Raw genomic sequence first — 14758 nt, forward strand, 5'->3', positions numbered from 1 at the left:
ATTTTTAGTGGAGCAATATAATGGCAATTACTGCTGCACAATTAAAAGAACTACGTGATAAGACATCTGTTGGTATGATGGATGCGAAGAAGGCTTTGGTTGAAGCTGACGGTGACCTTGACAAGGCAATCGACTTGCTCCGTGAAAAGGGTATGGCTAAGGCCGCTAAGAAGGGCGACCGTATTGCTGCTGAAGGTATGACTTACGTTGCCGTTAAGGGTAACAAGGCTGCCATCATCGAATTGAACTCAGAAACTGACTTCGTGGCTGGTAACGCTGAATTCAACGACTTGTTGAAGACTGTTGCTAACACAATCGTTGAAAACTCACCAGCAGACGTTGAAGCTGCTTTGGCTTTGGAAGTTGAAGCTGGTCAAACTTTGAACGAAAAGATCATCGGTACAACACAAATTACTGGTGAAAAGATCACTTTGCGTCGTTTCACAGTTGTTGAAAAGGCAGATTCAGAAAACTTCGGTGCTTATTCTCACTTGGCTGGTTCAATTTCAGCATTGGTTGTTGTTGAAGGTGCCTCTGAAGAAGCTGCTAAGGACATCGCAATGCACGTTGCTGCCATTGCACCACAATACGTATCAGACGCTGATGTGCCTGCTGAAGTTGTTGAAAAGGAAAAGGCTGTTCAATTAGCTTCTGAAGACTTGGCTGGTAAGCCTGACAACATCAAGGAAAAGATGGTTGAAGGTCGTATCAAGAAGTTCTTGGCTGAAATTTCATTGTTGGATCAAGCATTCGTTAAGAATGGTGATCAAACTGTTGCCGAATTTATTGCGTCACAAAATGGTTCAGTAAAGTCATTTGTCCGTTACCAAGTTGGTGATGGTATCGAAAAGAAAGTGACAGACTTGGCCGAAGAAGTTGCTAAGCAATTAGGTTAATTACTTATAAAAGTGCGTTATTTTCATATAACGCACTTTTTTTGCGGGAAATTTTGGTATAATGGACTAGATAATGAAAATGAGGTAAATCATGACTGATATTAAATACAAACGTGTATTGATGAAACTTTCGGGCGAAGCATTAGCTGGCGACAAAGGACAAGGCATCGACCTTGCCGTAGTTTCTGAAATTGCGCAAGATTTGAAAGAAGTACACGATCTTGGCACACAAATCGCCATTGTTGTCGGCGGTGGTAACCTTTGGCGTGGTGAACCCGCATCAAAAGTTGGCATGGAACGTTCTCGTGCCGATTACACAGGGATGCTTGGCACAACCATGAATGCTTTGGTGTTACAGGATGCCTTGGAACGCGCTGGCGTTGATACACGTGTACAAACAGCCATTACAATGCAACAAATTGCCGAACCTTATATTCGTGGGCGCGCGATTCGTCACCTTGAAAAAGGTCGGATTGTGATTTTCGCGGCCGGAACTGGTTCACCTTACTTCTCAACAGATACAACGGCAGCTTTGCGTGCTAATGAAATTAACGCGGATGCCATTTTGATGGGTAAGAACGGTGTGGATGGGGTCTACGATTCTGATCCAAACAAGAATGCAGATGCCGTTAAATTTACTGAATTAACACACTTAGATATTTTGCAAAAAGGTTTGAAAGTGATGGACTCAACTGCTAGCTCACTTTCAATGGATAATAACATGCCACTTGTGGTCTTTAACTTGAACACCCCTGGCAATTTGAAGCGTGTCGTATTGGGTGAAAATATTGGAACAACAGTTACAGGAGGAAAATAATGGCTTTTGATATAACAGATGCAAAGGCGCGTATGCAAGGCGCACAAGATGCATTACAACGTGAACTTGGTAGTATCCGGACAGGACGTGCGAACCCACGTATTTTGGATCGCATTGAAGTGGAATATTATGGGGCAATGACACCCTTGAATCAAGTGGCGTCAATCTCAGTACCAGAAGCACGTATCTTGTTGATCACACCATTTGATAAGTCAGTGCTTGACGAAATTATTCGGGCAATTAACATGTCTGATCTTGGACTAAATCCAGCTTCAGATGGAAATATTGTGCGTTTGGCAATTCCACAAATGACAGAAGAAGGTCGTAAGGAATTAGCTAAGCAAGTGAAAGCTGAAGCTGAAAAGGCGAAAGTTTCAGTTCGTAATGTGCGTCGTGATGCAATGGATAGCGTGAAAAAGGACAAGGAATTGCCTGAAGACGTTGCCCGTAAAGCGGAAGATGCTATCCAAAAGTTGACGGATGACAACATTAAGGCAATTGATGCGATTGCAGCTGAAAAAGAAAAAGAATTGCTAACAATCTAACACACGTTGGTATTTTCTTATGCAGTGTGTGATAAACACATGACGCAAAAAGACTTGGTAACACACCAAGTCTTTTTGTTTAAATGATTGGAGACGGGATGCGTAGGTATTGGCAATATTGGCGACTGGGGTTGAATTTTCGTGAAGGCGCCTACCGGTTGGACTTTTGGTGAATTCGGGCCATTAATGTCGTCCTGGAACTCATGCTAGTAGCGATACCTGTCATCTTTTTTCAGTCATGGTATTGGGGATTTAAAAGTCTGGCGATATTTTATATTATCAAATTTGTGCCAGATAGGGCGTTACTGACACGCCGGCTAAGAGATACTGGTTTGGCACTCAACCAAATTAAGTTTGTGATCCTAAGTTCAACCTTATTGTGGGTTGGTGTACTGATTGTTGCGGCATTTAGGGTTGTTTTTTTGCTGCTGATTGTGGTATTGAGCTATTTTGGTTGGTTTGTTTTTATGGTCTCTCGACGATCAGCGTATTGGACACCACAACGCAATCAAAAACAAAAACTGGCCTATGGTCTTGGTTTTATTGGCCTGGGCATGTTGACCATGATGTTAACCGGCTATCTGATGGTAGCGGGGCAAGCGACAATCAATCGTCTCCTTCAACCTGTTTTATCCGATCCGAAAACAGCTACATCAAAATCATCACCATCAAGTGCTGCGCACCATGACACAGCGGCAGTCGCGTCATCAGTACCTGAAAAACCAGTGACACGACAGGCTGATGATAAGCTGACAACGGCTTATCGGCAATTGCCGGCGATGACGATTGGGGATGTGAGTTTTGGTTTTATGACGGTGAATGGGCAATGGCAACAAGATCCCACAACCTTACAATGGTGGCAACTCGCGCAAAATATTGTGATTGATACCCGCGATCGTGGTCAGGGATTTGGGGTCGATACGGCGAGTTTTACCTTTAAAACTATCAGTAGCCAAAGTCACTTTCAATTAACTACCCAAGGTGATGTGTCTGGTACACGCTACGATGGGACTTACCAGTCACCAACTGCAACGCAACCAGACGCGATGAGTTATTTGGAGTGGCAGACGCCAGATCATCAATTGCGCGCAGTGTATGTCATTGCGCCGACGATGGCATTATGTAATTTGGTCGTTAATCAAATCATACAATCATATCGTGGGTAGGGCTTGACGTTTTGTGCATGACAAGGCATAATAAGAGATAATAACGTTGGTAAACGATGAGATCATGTGGCGATGGTTGAGGGCATCAACGCTTCGAGTGTCTGCTTCGGCAGGAAATCAGGTGGAACCGCGCGCAAGCGTCCTGATGTCAAATGATTTTGGCATCGGGACGTTTTTTGTTTGGGTGCAGAAAGGACAGATTGTGATGACACCAGCAAGAGAATTTGAAGCTTATTTTGATGATCCCGATATCCCTGAACAACACTTGGCGCAGTTGCAACGCGTGCGTCAGTTTGTCCATGAGATTTATCCAGACATTACGGAACGGGTTGCCTATGCCATGCCAGGTTTTTATCCGGTGGAAGGGAAAAAAGCAACCGAAACACTGCTCTTTGTAATGGCACAAAAAAATTGGTTGGGCATCTACGTGTTGCCAGAATTTAATGAGACCTATCAAGATTTTTTAACTGCTGAGCACCTGCAAATGGGTAAAGGGTCAATTCAAGTCCCTTATGATTATCCAGCCGATAAATTACGCACATTGGTTGGAAAAATTATGCTGTATAATTTGAAACGATTTCATTTCAATGTGCCAGCCACCACGTTACAATTTGCCTAACTGGATGGTGCGAATAAGTAGCCGTCAGGGCGTCAAAAATAAGGAGTAAAACATGACAAATAAATTATCAATGCAAGATATTATTTTAACGTTGCAACAATACTGGGCGAAGCAAGGTGCAAACCTGATGCAAGCCTACGATAATGAAGTGGGGGCCGGTACCCAATCCCCTTACACATTCCTGCGCGCTAATGGACCAGAACCTTGGAACGCAGCTTATGTTCAACCTTCTCGCCGACCAGCCGATGGCCGTTATGGGGATAACCCCAACCGTTTGTTCCAACACCACCAATTCCAAGTGGTGATGAAGCCTAGTCCTGTTAATATCCAAGAGCTTTACTTGGGTTCATTGGAAGCCTTGGGTATTAAGCCACTAGAACATGATATTCGTTTCGTTGAAGACAATTGGGAAAACCCTTCAATGGGTGCGGCTGGTATTGGTTGGGAAGTTTGGCTTGACGGCATGGAAGTCACGCAATTTACGTATTTCCAACAAGTTGGTGGGATTGAAGTCGATTCTGTCACGGCTGAAGTAACGTATGGTTTGGAACGTTTGGCTTCTTATATTCAAGATGTCCCAACTGTTTATGATTTAGAATGGGGCAACGGTGTCCTTTATGGTGATATTTTCAAGGAACCTGAATTTGAACATTCAACTTACGCCTTTGAAGCGTCAGATCAAGACATGCTCTTGCGTCATTTTGACGAATATGAAGCCGAAGCGACACGTTTGTTGGGCCTTGGCTTAGTGCACCCAGCCTAAGACTACATTTTGAAGTCATCACATACCTTTAATTTATTGGATGCCCGTGGTACTGTGTCTGTGACGGAGCGTGCAGGGTACCTTCACCGGATTCGAACAATGGCACGCCAAGTATCAAAGGTTTTCATCGAAGAACGGGCTAAGTTAGGCTTCCCTTTGTTGAAAGACGAAGCCTTGCGGGAAAAGTATCTGGGTGAAAATAGTAAATACACGGTGGATGAAACAGTCTAACGGATCGCAATAGACTTGACGGTTATTCGTCAGGTTGATGTGGGTTACAAACTAAAATTGGAGAAATCAAGATGTCAACATTTTTACTAGAAATTGGATTGGAAGAAGTGCCGGCGCATTTGGTCACCCCATCAGAAGCGCAACTGGTAACGCGGACAGCAGCCTTTTTAGCCGAACATCGCTTAGCTGTAGGGGAAATTAAGGCTTATTCAACGCCTCGTCGTATAGCCGTACAATAATTGGATGTCGCTGCTGAATCAGATACTATGTCAGAAGAAAAACGTGGCCCTTCAATTGACCGTGCAAAAGATGAGCAAGGCAACTGGACAAAGGCGGCCCAAGGTTTTGCGCGCGGCCAAGGGGCAACGCCGGAAGACTTTGAAGAACGTGATGGCTATGTCTGGCTAACAAAGACAACGCCTGGTGTGCCAGCGGCAGAAATTTTAGCGCAAATTGGCGATGAAGTTGTCGCACAAATGAAGTTCTCAACGTACATGAAGTGGGCCAACAATGCCTTCTTATATGTGCGCCCAATTCGTTGGTTGGTCGCCTTATTGGATGACAAGGTGCTGGATTTCAGTATTTTAGATGTTCAAACAGACCGGATCACGCGGGGTCATCGTTTCTTGTCAGACGAACAAGTGACGATCCCAACGGCTGAGGATTATGTGGAAACGTTAAGAGCTGCGCATGTGTTGGTTGATGCCGACGAACGTCGCGCAACAATCAGCCAACAGTTGGCAGCCATTGCGAAAGAAAATGGCTGGGTGTTGCAACTTAATTCTGACAAGTCACAAGACTTATTGGAAGAAGTCAACAACATTGTGGAATGGCCAACGGCCTTTGCGGGTAGCTTTGATGAAAAGTATTTGGCCGTACCAGATGATGTGTTGATGACCTCAATGCGTGAACACCAACGTTTCTTTTATGTGACCGATCAATCAGGTCAACTCTTGCCACATTTCCTATCAGTTCGTAATGGGAATGATGAACATTTGCGTAACGTGATTGCTGGTAACGAAAAGGTGCTGGTGGCACGTTTGGAAGATGCTGAATTTTTCTATCATGAAGACCAACAAAAGACGATTGCAGATTATATGGCAAAAGTTGAAAAATTGGTGTTCCATGAAAAGATCGGGACAGTTTACGAACATATGCAACGTGTCGGCCTTTTGGCAGCTGAATTAGCGGATCGATTAGGTTTCGATGAGACGAAGAAAGCTGATTTGGCACGTGCAGCTGACATTTATAAGTTTGATTTGATGACGGGCATGGTCGGCGAGTTTGACGAATTGCAAGGTATTATGGGTGAACACTATGCGCAATTGTTCGGTGAAAACACTGCAGTTGCAACTGCCGTACGCGAACATTACATGCCAACGTCTGCTGCCGGTGAAGTAGCCCAATCAGATATTGGTGCTGTCTTAGCGATTGCTGATAAATTAGATACCTTGGTGACATTCTTTGCGGCCGATCTTGTCCCATCAGGGTCAAATGACCCTTATGGTTTGCGACGTGCAGCGACAGGGATTGTCCGTACGTTACAAGCCAAGCAGTGGCGAATTGCGTTAGCGCCATTGCTTGAAAGCTTTATTGACAAAACAGGTGAGGTATCAAGTCATGCTGATACTGCCGCTATCCGTGCCTTTATTTTAGATCGTGTCCGCAAGTTAGCCCTTGATGCTGGCATACGTCAAGATCTTGTGGCAGCCGGTACTGCTAATGTCGTGAACTTGGATGTTGTGTACGTGGCACAACGTGTACAAACACTGGCCCAACATGCTGATGATGCGAACTTCCGTGATGTCGTTGCGTCATTGACACGTGTGTCACGCTTGGCTGTGAAGTATGACACGGATGCGACAGTTGATCCTGCTTTGTTTGAAAATGAAGCTGAAGTGGCGTTGTATGCGGCAACGCAATCACTTGATTTGCACACGCTAGTGATGGCGGGCAGTGAAGCTGTTTACCAAGCATTGGCCAACTTACAAGCCCCAATTGCGGCCTACTTTGACGAGACAATGGTCAATGTTGACGATGAAGCCGTTAAAAATAACCGCTATGCACAACTGCACTTAATTAACCGCTTGATTTCAGGATTGGGTGATTTAGAAAAAATCGTTATCAAGTAATTGAGCTGCCGCAATAGACTGAAAGATAGAGGCGACAATAACATGTTAAATATTGCTTATGTTGGTTTTGGTAAAAGTACGAATCGTTACCATTTACCGTATTTAAAGTTACGTTTGGATAAATTCCGCGTTGGTCGTGTTGTGACGCCAACACTTGGCAAACGGCCGGCTGATCAAGCTTACTGGGAAGCAACTGGGACGATTTTTTCAACCGATATACAAGATATTTTGGACGACGACACGATTGATTTAGTGGTGGTCGTCACGCCATCTAGCAGTCATTTCACTGTTGCCAAGCAGTTGTTAGCCGCTGGCAAGAACGTGCTCGTTGATAAGCCAATGGCAGCTAATCTCGCTGAGGCACAAACATTAGTCCAACTGGCACGTGAACAACAGTTGTTTTTGATGCCTTATCAATCACGACGCTATGACAGTGATTTTTTAACCGTACAACATATTTTGAATCATGGTTATTTGGGACGTTTGGTGGAGTTGGAAGTGCACATGGACCATTATCGACCTTCAGACGGGGTGGTCTCAGGCCCTACGATTGATGGGTCACTCTTTGGTCACGGGGTCCATTTAGTCGATCAAGTGGTGAGTTTACTCGGGGCACCACAAGCTGCGACCTATGATTTACGAGCAACGCGTGAATTAGGGGCAGACGTCGATGATCAAATTGAAGTGAATTTATTCTATGAGGATGCCGTAAAAGCGACGGTACAAACCACCGAATTAGCGATGGTACAACACCCAAAGTGGCAATTACGTGGAACAAAAGGCACGTTTATCAAGTATAATGTTGATGAACAGGAAAATGATTTAAAAGCCGGCGTGATGCCAGGTACACCAGGATTTGGTCTTGATGCGCCACAAAATTATGGGCAACTGATTTATGTGAATCAAAGCGGCGATCGCATTGAGAAGCAGATCCCAAGTATCCCAGGGGATTATGGGCGCATTTATGACAGTATCTTTGACACACTTACCCATGGCGCACCCAAATTGGTGAGCGATGAACAAATGTTAACGGTGATGACCATTTTGTCGGCGGCTGATTTTAATCATAGTCCGAGTGTCGTAAAATTTTAATCACGTCCTAACACATTAAGTTTGGCAATTTGCTAAACTTTTTTCATTTTGTTACCTAAAAATGAGGGGACAACACATACTGGAGAAGAGATGACGAATAGAACAAAAGGCTTGCTGTTTGCAATCCTTGGGCCACTGTTGTGGGGAATTAATAGTGTCGTAGTTGACATGCTATTTGCGCAGGGCGTCAATGCGCGTTGGTTTGCCACCTTTCGATTGATAGTGGCAGGCGCGGTCTTGCTCGTTTGGGCCTACTTGAAACAGGGGAATCAAATTTTTGCGCCGTTTAAGCGCTGGCGAGATGCCGGCCATTTGTTAGTATTCTCGTTTTTGGGCATGTTATTTGTCCAATACACGTATATTATGGCGATTGAAGCGGGGAATGCCGCTACCGCAACGGTATTACAATTTACGAATCCGATTATGATTGCCATTTTCTTGGCGATTCGACATTGGCAACTGCCAGCCCGACAAGACGTTATCGCCATTATTTTTGCAGTTGTCGGCACGGTCTTAATTGCCACACATGGTCAAATTGGCACCCTGGCAATGTCGACCCCCGCATTAGTTTGGGGGTTGCTAGCTGGTGTTGGCGCAGTCTTTTATACGTTATTGCCGCATCAACTGATTACAAAATTTGGCGCAGTCACGGTGAGTGCCTGGGCGATGGCGATTAGTGGCATTGGGATTAATTTTGTGAATCCGGTTTGGGTTGACGCGCCAGATTGGCGTTTACCAGTCATTGGGCTGCTTAGCTTTTCAATTCTGATTGGGACAGCGTTTGCTTATGTCGTGTTTATTCAGAGCTTGGCTTGGATTAAACCAACGGTGGCCAGCACATTAGGTGCCCTGGAACCGTTGATGGGGACGATATTAAGCATCCTGATTTTCCATATCGCATTTGGCGTGGCGGACATGATTGGCTCAATCTTAATTATTAGCACCGTCTTTATTCAAGCGTTGCGTCGAACAATCTAAAAAGGTGTGTGGTGTTATGTTAGAAATAGCATGCCATCACGCTTTTTTTATCGGTTTCATGATAAAATGAATAGGATAGAATAATTGAAAGAAAGCGCGTTTTTCACGCAATATAAACATGACAGAAATTAATTTAGAACAACTTAAAAAGAGACAAAAACATATCCGTAATTTTTCCATTGTGGCACATATTGATCACGGGAAGTCGACGATTGCCGACCGTATTTTGGAACATACCCATACGGTGGCAGAACGTGACATGCAAAATCAATTGTTGGATACAATGGATTTGGAACGTGAACGTGGGATTACCATTAAGCTAAATGCCGTCGAAGTGCAGTATGATGCCAAAGATGGTGAAACTTATATTTTCCACTTGATTGACACACCTGGTCACGTTGACTTTTCTTATGAAGTGTCACGTTCTTTGGCTGCCGCCGAAGGGGCCATTTTAGTCGTTGATGCCTCACAAGGCGTGGAAGCACAAACGTTAGCCAATGTTTATTTGGCCTTAGATAACGGCTTGGAAATTTTGCCGGTCATTAATAAAATTGATCTCCCAGCCGCTGATCCGGAAAAGGTTCGTGCTGAGATTGAAGATGTGATTGGGATTGATGCTTCAGAATCCGTGTTAGCTTCTGCTAAAAAAGGGATTGGCATTCCAGAATTGCTGGAAAAGATTGTTACGGATTTGCCTGCACCAACAGGGGATTTGGAAGCACCATTACGGGCCTTGATTTTTGACTCGGCTTATGACCCATACCGTGGTGTTGTGGTCAACATGCGTGTGCGTGAAGGGATTGTGAAGCCTGGTGATAAAATTCGCATGATGAACACTGGTGCCGAGTATGAAGTCAATGAAGTCGGCGTGATGTCACCAAATGCGCAAAAGCGTGATTATTTGATGGCTGGTGATGTTGGTTATTTGACGGCTTCTATCAAAGACATTCATACGACGCATTCTGGTGATACGATTACCAGTGTGGCGAATCCTGCCTCTGAACCGTTGGCCGGTTATAAGCCGATGACACCAATGGTTTATTCAGGACTATACCCATCTGATAATGCCAAATATACGGATTTGCGTGATGCGTTAGAAAAGTTGCAGTTAAACGACGCGGCGTTGACATTTGAACCGGAAACATCACAAGCCTTGGGCTTTGGTTACCGTGTTGGGTTCCTCGGGTTGTTGCACATGGATGTGATTCAGGAACGACTAGAACGTGAATTTGATTTGGATCTTGTGACGACAGCACCTTCGGTTACTTACCGTGTGTTGACCAACGATGGCGAAGAATTAGAAATTGAAAACCCATCAGAAATGCCGGAGCCATCTAAGGTAAAGGTGATTGAAGAACCCTATGTTGATGCTCAAATTATGGTGCCCAACGAATATGTTGGCGCCGTCATGGAATTGGCACAACGTAAGCGTGGTGAATTTGAAACGATGGAATATTTGGATGCGTCACGTGTTAATGTCAAATATAAGATGCCGTTGTCAGAAATTATTTTCAATTTCTTTGACAAATTAAAATCAAGTACACGTGGCTATGCCTCACTAGATTATGAAATTTCTGGTTATCGCCCATCTGACTTGGTCAAGATTGATATTTTGTTGAATTCTGAAAAAGTCGATGCATTGAGTTTCATTGTGCATCGTGATTTTGCTGCTGAACGTGGTCGTATTATCACGTCAAAGTTGAAAGAAATTATTCCACGACAAAACTTCGAAATTCCCGTACAAGCAGCGATTGGCGCAAAGATTTTGGCACGAACGAATATTAAGGCCTACCGTAAGGACGTGACGGCCAAGATTCATACAGGTGATCCTGATCGTCGTGCTAAATTGTTGGATAAGCAAAAGCGTGGTAAGGCACGTATGAAGTCCGTTGGGACAGTCGACGTCCCACAAGAAGCCTTTATGGCAGTGTTGAAGACGGAGGATGATACACAATATGCCCGAGGAAACTAAGGATTACCCAAAATCACGGATGGCCAAATATTGGGGTGGGGCACAAAAGACCTTTGTGCAACGTTACCGTGTGATCATTGTGACGGTTTCAGTCTTGGTGATGCTTGGCGTTGTTGGTTTTGCCATCGCACGGATTGGTTTTAACTATGATGGTGTCAGTCAGGCAACGCGCCAAAAGTTAGCCAAAAAAGAAGCAACAACCGCGTTATCATTTGGTTTAACAGGGCAGGCATCTGCGCCAAATGTGAAAGATGTCGTGCATTTAACCCCGGCCGCTTGGCAAAAGGAAATTACGACGAGTATCCAACAAGCGCTTAATCATGGGGATGCTGTGGCTGACCAAGTGGACTTTGATGGGAAAACCTATCACAAATCAGAAGTGATGGCAGCGTTATCACGCCATTATTTGGCAACGCTACAACACGATCGCCACTACCGCATTAATCAGATTACTTTTGATCGTTACCATAATGCGACCGTGTCTTATACGGTTGTGCCAATTGATCTTCCAGCGGCACAAAAGAAAGTACGAGATTACGTCGATGGTGAGTTGAATAAAAAGGCTGATGACGTGCACAAATTATCTGAGCCACAGCTCAGACTCGTTGCTTATGCCATGGTGTCGGATAATTGGCAAAATGTGTTACAAAATCAGTTGCCAACAGCTAAGCCAATTCAAGCTAAAATGACCTTACTTTATACCGGCCGCTGGTTACATGGCGACTACCAAGTATCAAAGGAAACACTCAATAATATTTTAAATACGGGATTAGCAGAATAGGAGTCTTAAATGTCATTACTTGATACTTTCAAACAATTATGGCCTTTTGGGCAAGATAAGATGTGGGCGGTTGGTTTTGACCAAGCCTTACCTGTTGAAGATCCTAATGTCTTTCTGGCTTAAAAGGTCGCTCGCCCACGGCCAGCAGCGCATGAATTGTTGGTTAAAGTCGCTGCCAGTGGGCTCAATCCAGTTGACAGTAAGATGCGCCAAAGTTATCAAGACACTGGGGTTTTTCGCATTCTTGGTTTTGATGCAATGGGTGAGGTGGTCGCAACTGGCGCTGAAGTATCAAATTTTGCTGTTGGGGATAAAGTTTATTATGCTGGCGCACAACGGCAACAAGGTGCGCATGCGGATTATCAAGTTGTCGATGCCCGTTTAGTGGGACATGCGCCCCGTGCTTTGACGCCAGCAGAAGCCGCTGCGGTGCCTTTAACTGCCATTACAGCAGTGGAAATTTTACACGATGCTTTTGGATACGATATAACAGCCGAAACCGCTGCCGGCAAGAGTATTTTAATTTTAAATGGTGCGGGTGGTGTCGGTTCGATGCTCATTCAACTGGCAAAATATTTAGGTATGACGGTGATTACGACTGCTTCGCGCTTAGAATCAGTAGAATGGGTGAAGCAACTAGGCGCTGATTATATCTTAGATTATCAGCAAGATATCAAAGCGCAATTGATCAAAATTCAACATGAACAAGTCGATAGTATTGCGATTTTGCAAGATACCAATACGTATTGGCCATTGGTCTTGACAACAATTCGCCCATTTGGTCGCATTGCCAGCATCGTTGAAACAACTGGACCAATTGATATGGGGCCATTGAAAAATATTGGGGCCCAATTTAGCTGGATCTTTATGTTTGCCAAGGGCAACTATGGTGTCGATATGGCATCACAAGGTGAGGCTTTGAATACGGTCGCCAACTTAATTGATCAACATATCATACAATCGACACTCACGACAACATTTGAGGGCTTAACCGTTGAAAATCTGCGCCAAGCAACAGCCATGGTTGAAGCTGGCCACATGATTGGTAAAGCGGTGATTAGACATGAGGAAATAGGATGAACTGGCAAGCAGTGCAAATTACAACACAATCTGAAGCAATCGAAGCGGTATCAGATATTTTGTTACGGGTTGGCGCGGAAGGTGTTCAAATTGAAGACACGGCTGAGGTACAAGTCATTGCCTATTTTGCTGATGATGAGCAATTCCCCAAAGTCTTAGCTGCCATTCGTGCAGACCTAGATGAATTGGCGCATTTTGGAATCCAGGCGGCACCGGCTACAATGACTGTGAACGGGATTGCCCAGTCTGATTGGGAAAATAATTGGAAACAATACTATCATGCGCAACGGATTACACGACATTTGACAGTTGTGCCATCTTGGGAGCCGTTTGAACCACAGCAGGCTGATGAAAAACCAATCGTGATGGATCCTAAACTAGCTTTTGGGACTGGCACACATGAGACAACGCAGTTGATGATGCAAGCCCTTGAAACAGTTGTACGTGGTGGTGAGTCGATGATTGATGTGGGAACGGGGTCCGGTGTTTTGGCCGTTGCGGCCAGACAATTAGGCGTTGGCCCAATTTTAGCCACGGATATTGACGATATGGCAGTGGCTGTAGCGAAAGAAAACTTGGCGTTAAACCCAGTAGCCGCAGATATTCCTGTCGTAGCCAGCGATTTATTAGCGGATGTGACCGTTGCGCCAGTTGATTTAATTGTTGCTAATATTTTGGCCGATGTCATTGCGCGTCTCATTCCACAAACAATCCCACTCCTGAAGCCAAACGGTTATTTCTTGGTATCTGGGATCTATGACGCGATTGCCCCAGAAATTGAACAGCAACTGGTATCACATGGCTATCATGTGGTGCAAAAAGCACAGATGGGTGAATGGCATAGTTATATTGCAAAACGAGAGGAAACGGAGTAATGCAACGTTATTTTCTTAAGCAACCAATCGCTGATGACATTGTCCTCACAGCTGAGCAAGATGTTTTTAAGCATTTTGGTAAGGTTTTGCGTGCACGCGTCGGCTCGCAAGCAGAGTTTGTCAGTCAAGATCAAGAGGTGGTCGTTGGTGAAGTCGTAGCGATTACACCAACGGAGATGACCCTAAAAGTGGTCTCGCGGTTAACGGAAAATGTAGAATTGCCAGTTCAGGTCACGGTAATCGTGTCGCCGTTAAAAAATGATCGGTCTGATTGGTTTGTTCAAAAAGCCACGGAACTTGGTGTGCATCGCATTATTTTTACAACGATGACACGCACAGTGGCTGATTGGCGGAAACAACAGCTTAAAAAAGCGATGCGTTTAGAAAAAATTGCGCAAGCAGCAGCAGAACAGTCGCATCGTTTGATGATTCCGACCATTGATTTTTTATCGTGGTCAGAAGTCTTGTCGTTACCCAAGAAAGCTGGGATAGTCGCTTGGGAAGAATCTGCGCGTGAGGGCGAAGTGGGGACGCTTGTTCAAGTCGTCAAGCCCTTACCAGCGGAGGCGTCACTGGCCCTGGTATTTGGGCCTGAAGGCGGCCTCACAGCTGATGAAGTGGCGGCCTTAAGTGCACATGGGTTTAAACCAGCAGGGCTAGGGCCACGCATTTTACGTGCCGAAACGGCACCATTGTATGCCTTATCGGCAATTAGTGTTTTAAAAGAATTAAATTAATTTTTTGCCACAAAACATAACATTGGGCTACTATATTAACGTACGCTGTAATATAATCAGATAAGATAGAATTG

The 14758-nt window shown here is 44.7% G+C and carries 11 protein-coding genes and 3 pseudogenes; all 14 read left to right on the forward strand.

The window, feature by feature from the left end; translation table 11 throughout:
* Window positions 1-20 precede the first annotated feature (20 nt).
* The 14 genes and pseudogenes from tsf (at window position 21) to ACW12G_RS03490 (ending at window position 14684) form a co-directional block, all read left to right on the forward strand.
* Window positions 21-896, forward strand: a complete 876-nt coding sequence (tsf, locus tag ACW12G_RS03425) for a translation elongation factor Ts (protein WP_455647274.1) — start codon at window positions 21-23, stop codon at window positions 894-896.
* Between the two features lie 91 nt (window positions 897-987).
* The gene (gene pyrH / locus ACW12G_RS03430) at window positions 988-1713 is read left to right on the forward strand and encodes a UMP kinase (protein WP_029509848.1); all 726 of its coding nucleotides are present in this window, start codon (window positions 988-990) and stop codon (window positions 1711-1713) included.
* Window positions 1713-2258: a ribosome recycling factor gene (frr, locus tag ACW12G_RS03435; RefSeq protein WP_010000912.1), complete on the forward strand. Its 546-nt coding sequence runs from the start codon at window positions 1713-1715 to the stop codon at window positions 2256-2258. Before pyrH ends, frr begins: the two co-directional genes overlap by 1 nt.
* A 203-nt stretch (window positions 2259-2461) precedes the next feature.
* Complete coding sequence (locus ACW12G_RS03440) at window positions 2462-3424, forward strand: DUF805 domain-containing protein (RefSeq protein WP_455647275.1); 963 nt, start codon at window positions 2462-2464, stop codon at window positions 3422-3424.
* Window positions 3425-3629: 205 nt separating this feature from the next.
* On the forward strand, window positions 3630-4043 hold the full coding sequence (locus ACW12G_RS03445) for an iron chaperone (RefSeq protein WP_455647276.1): 414 nt from the start codon (window positions 3630-3632) through the stop codon (window positions 4041-4043).
* 52 nt (window positions 4044-4095) lie between these two features.
* A pseudogene (gene glyQ / locus ACW12G_RS03450) lies at window positions 4096-5037 on the forward strand (glycine--tRNA ligase subunit alpha).
* Window positions 5038-5108: 71 nt separating this feature from the next.
* Window positions 5109-7169: pseudogene (glyS, locus tag ACW12G_RS03455) on the forward strand (glycine--tRNA ligase subunit beta).
* Window positions 7170-7211: 42 nt separating this feature from the next.
* Window positions 7212-8261, forward strand: a complete 1050-nt coding sequence (locus ACW12G_RS03460) for a Gfo/Idh/MocA family oxidoreductase (RefSeq protein ID WP_455647277.1) — start codon at window positions 7212-7214, stop codon at window positions 8259-8261.
* Window positions 8262-8351: 90 nt separating this feature from the next.
* Window positions 8352-9239 (forward strand): DMT family transporter, encoded by an 888-nt coding sequence (locus tag ACW12G_RS03465; RefSeq protein WP_077282953.1) that lies wholly within the window; start codon window positions 8352-8354, stop codon window positions 9237-9239.
* A 118-nt stretch (window positions 9240-9357) separates the two neighbouring features.
* The gene (gene lepA, locus ACW12G_RS03470; protein WP_455646399.1) at window positions 9358-11211 is read left to right on the forward strand and encodes a translation elongation factor 4; all 1854 of its coding nucleotides are present in this window, start codon (window positions 9358-9360) and stop codon (window positions 11209-11211) included.
* Window positions 11195-11992 (forward strand): hypothetical protein, encoded by a 798-nt coding sequence (locus tag ACW12G_RS03475; RefSeq protein ID WP_010005652.1) that lies wholly within the window; start codon window positions 11195-11197, stop codon window positions 11990-11992. The genes lepA and ACW12G_RS03475 overlap by 17 nt, the downstream gene beginning before the upstream one ends.
* A gap of 9 nt (window positions 11993-12001) precedes the next feature.
* Window positions 12002-13072, forward strand: a pseudogene (locus ACW12G_RS03480) (zinc-binding alcohol dehydrogenase family protein).
* Window positions 13069-13947 carry a 50S ribosomal protein L11 methyltransferase gene (gene prmA / locus ACW12G_RS03485; protein WP_455646965.1) on the forward strand — a complete coding sequence of 293 codons (879 nt, stop codon included), beginning with the start codon at window positions 13069-13071 and terminating at the stop codon, window positions 13945-13947. The pseudogene ACW12G_RS03480 and the gene prmA overlap by 4 nt, the downstream one beginning before the upstream one ends.
* Window positions 13947-14684 carry an RsmE family RNA methyltransferase gene (locus ACW12G_RS03490; protein ID WP_455647278.1) on the forward strand — a complete coding sequence of 246 codons (738 nt, stop codon included), beginning with the start codon at window positions 13947-13949 and terminating at the stop codon, window positions 14682-14684. Before prmA ends, ACW12G_RS03490 begins: the two co-directional genes overlap by 1 nt.
* Window positions 14685-14758 lie beyond the last annotated feature (74 nt).

The sequence above is a fragment of the Leuconostoc sp. genome (genome assembly GCF_965300815.1).

Bases quoted from the DNA above. Each gene is read 5' to 3' on its own strand.
- ACW12G_RS03475 (WP_010005652.1), top strand. From the start codon at position 11,195: ATGCCCGAGGAAACTAAGGATTACCCAAAATCACGGATGGCCAAATAT.
- prmA (WP_455646965.1), top strand. From the start codon at position 13,069: ATGAACTGGCAAGCAGTGCAAATTACAACACAATCTGAAGCAATCGAA.
- ACW12G_RS03445 (WP_455647276.1), top strand. From the start codon at position 3,630: ATGACACCAGCAAGAGAATTTGAAGCTTATTTTGATGATCCCGATATC.
- pyrH (WP_029509848.1), top strand. From the start codon at position 988: ATGACTGATATTAAATACAAACGTGTATTGATGAAACTTTCGGGCGAA.
- tsf (WP_455647274.1), top strand. From the start codon at position 21: ATGGCAATTACTGCTGCACAATTAAAAGAACTACGTGATAAGACATCT.
- ACW12G_RS03490 (WP_455647278.1), top strand. From the start codon at position 13,947: ATGCAACGTTATTTTCTTAAGCAACCAATCGCTGATGACATTGTCCTC.
- ACW12G_RS03465 (WP_077282953.1), top strand. From the start codon at position 8,352: ATGACGAATAGAACAAAAGGCTTGCTGTTTGCAATCCTTGGGCCACTG.
- frr (WP_010000912.1), top strand. From the start codon at position 1,713: ATGGCTTTTGATATAACAGATGCAAAGGCGCGTATGCAAGGCGCACAA.
- ACW12G_RS03460 (WP_455647277.1), top strand. From the start codon at position 7,212: ATGTTAAATATTGCTTATGTTGGTTTTGGTAAAAGTACGAATCGTTAC.
- ACW12G_RS03440 (WP_455647275.1), top strand. From the start codon at position 2,462: ATGCTAGTAGCGATACCTGTCATCTTTTTTCAGTCATGGTATTGGGGA.
- lepA (WP_455646399.1), top strand. From the start codon at position 9,358: ATGACAGAAATTAATTTAGAACAACTTAAAAAGAGACAAAAACATATC.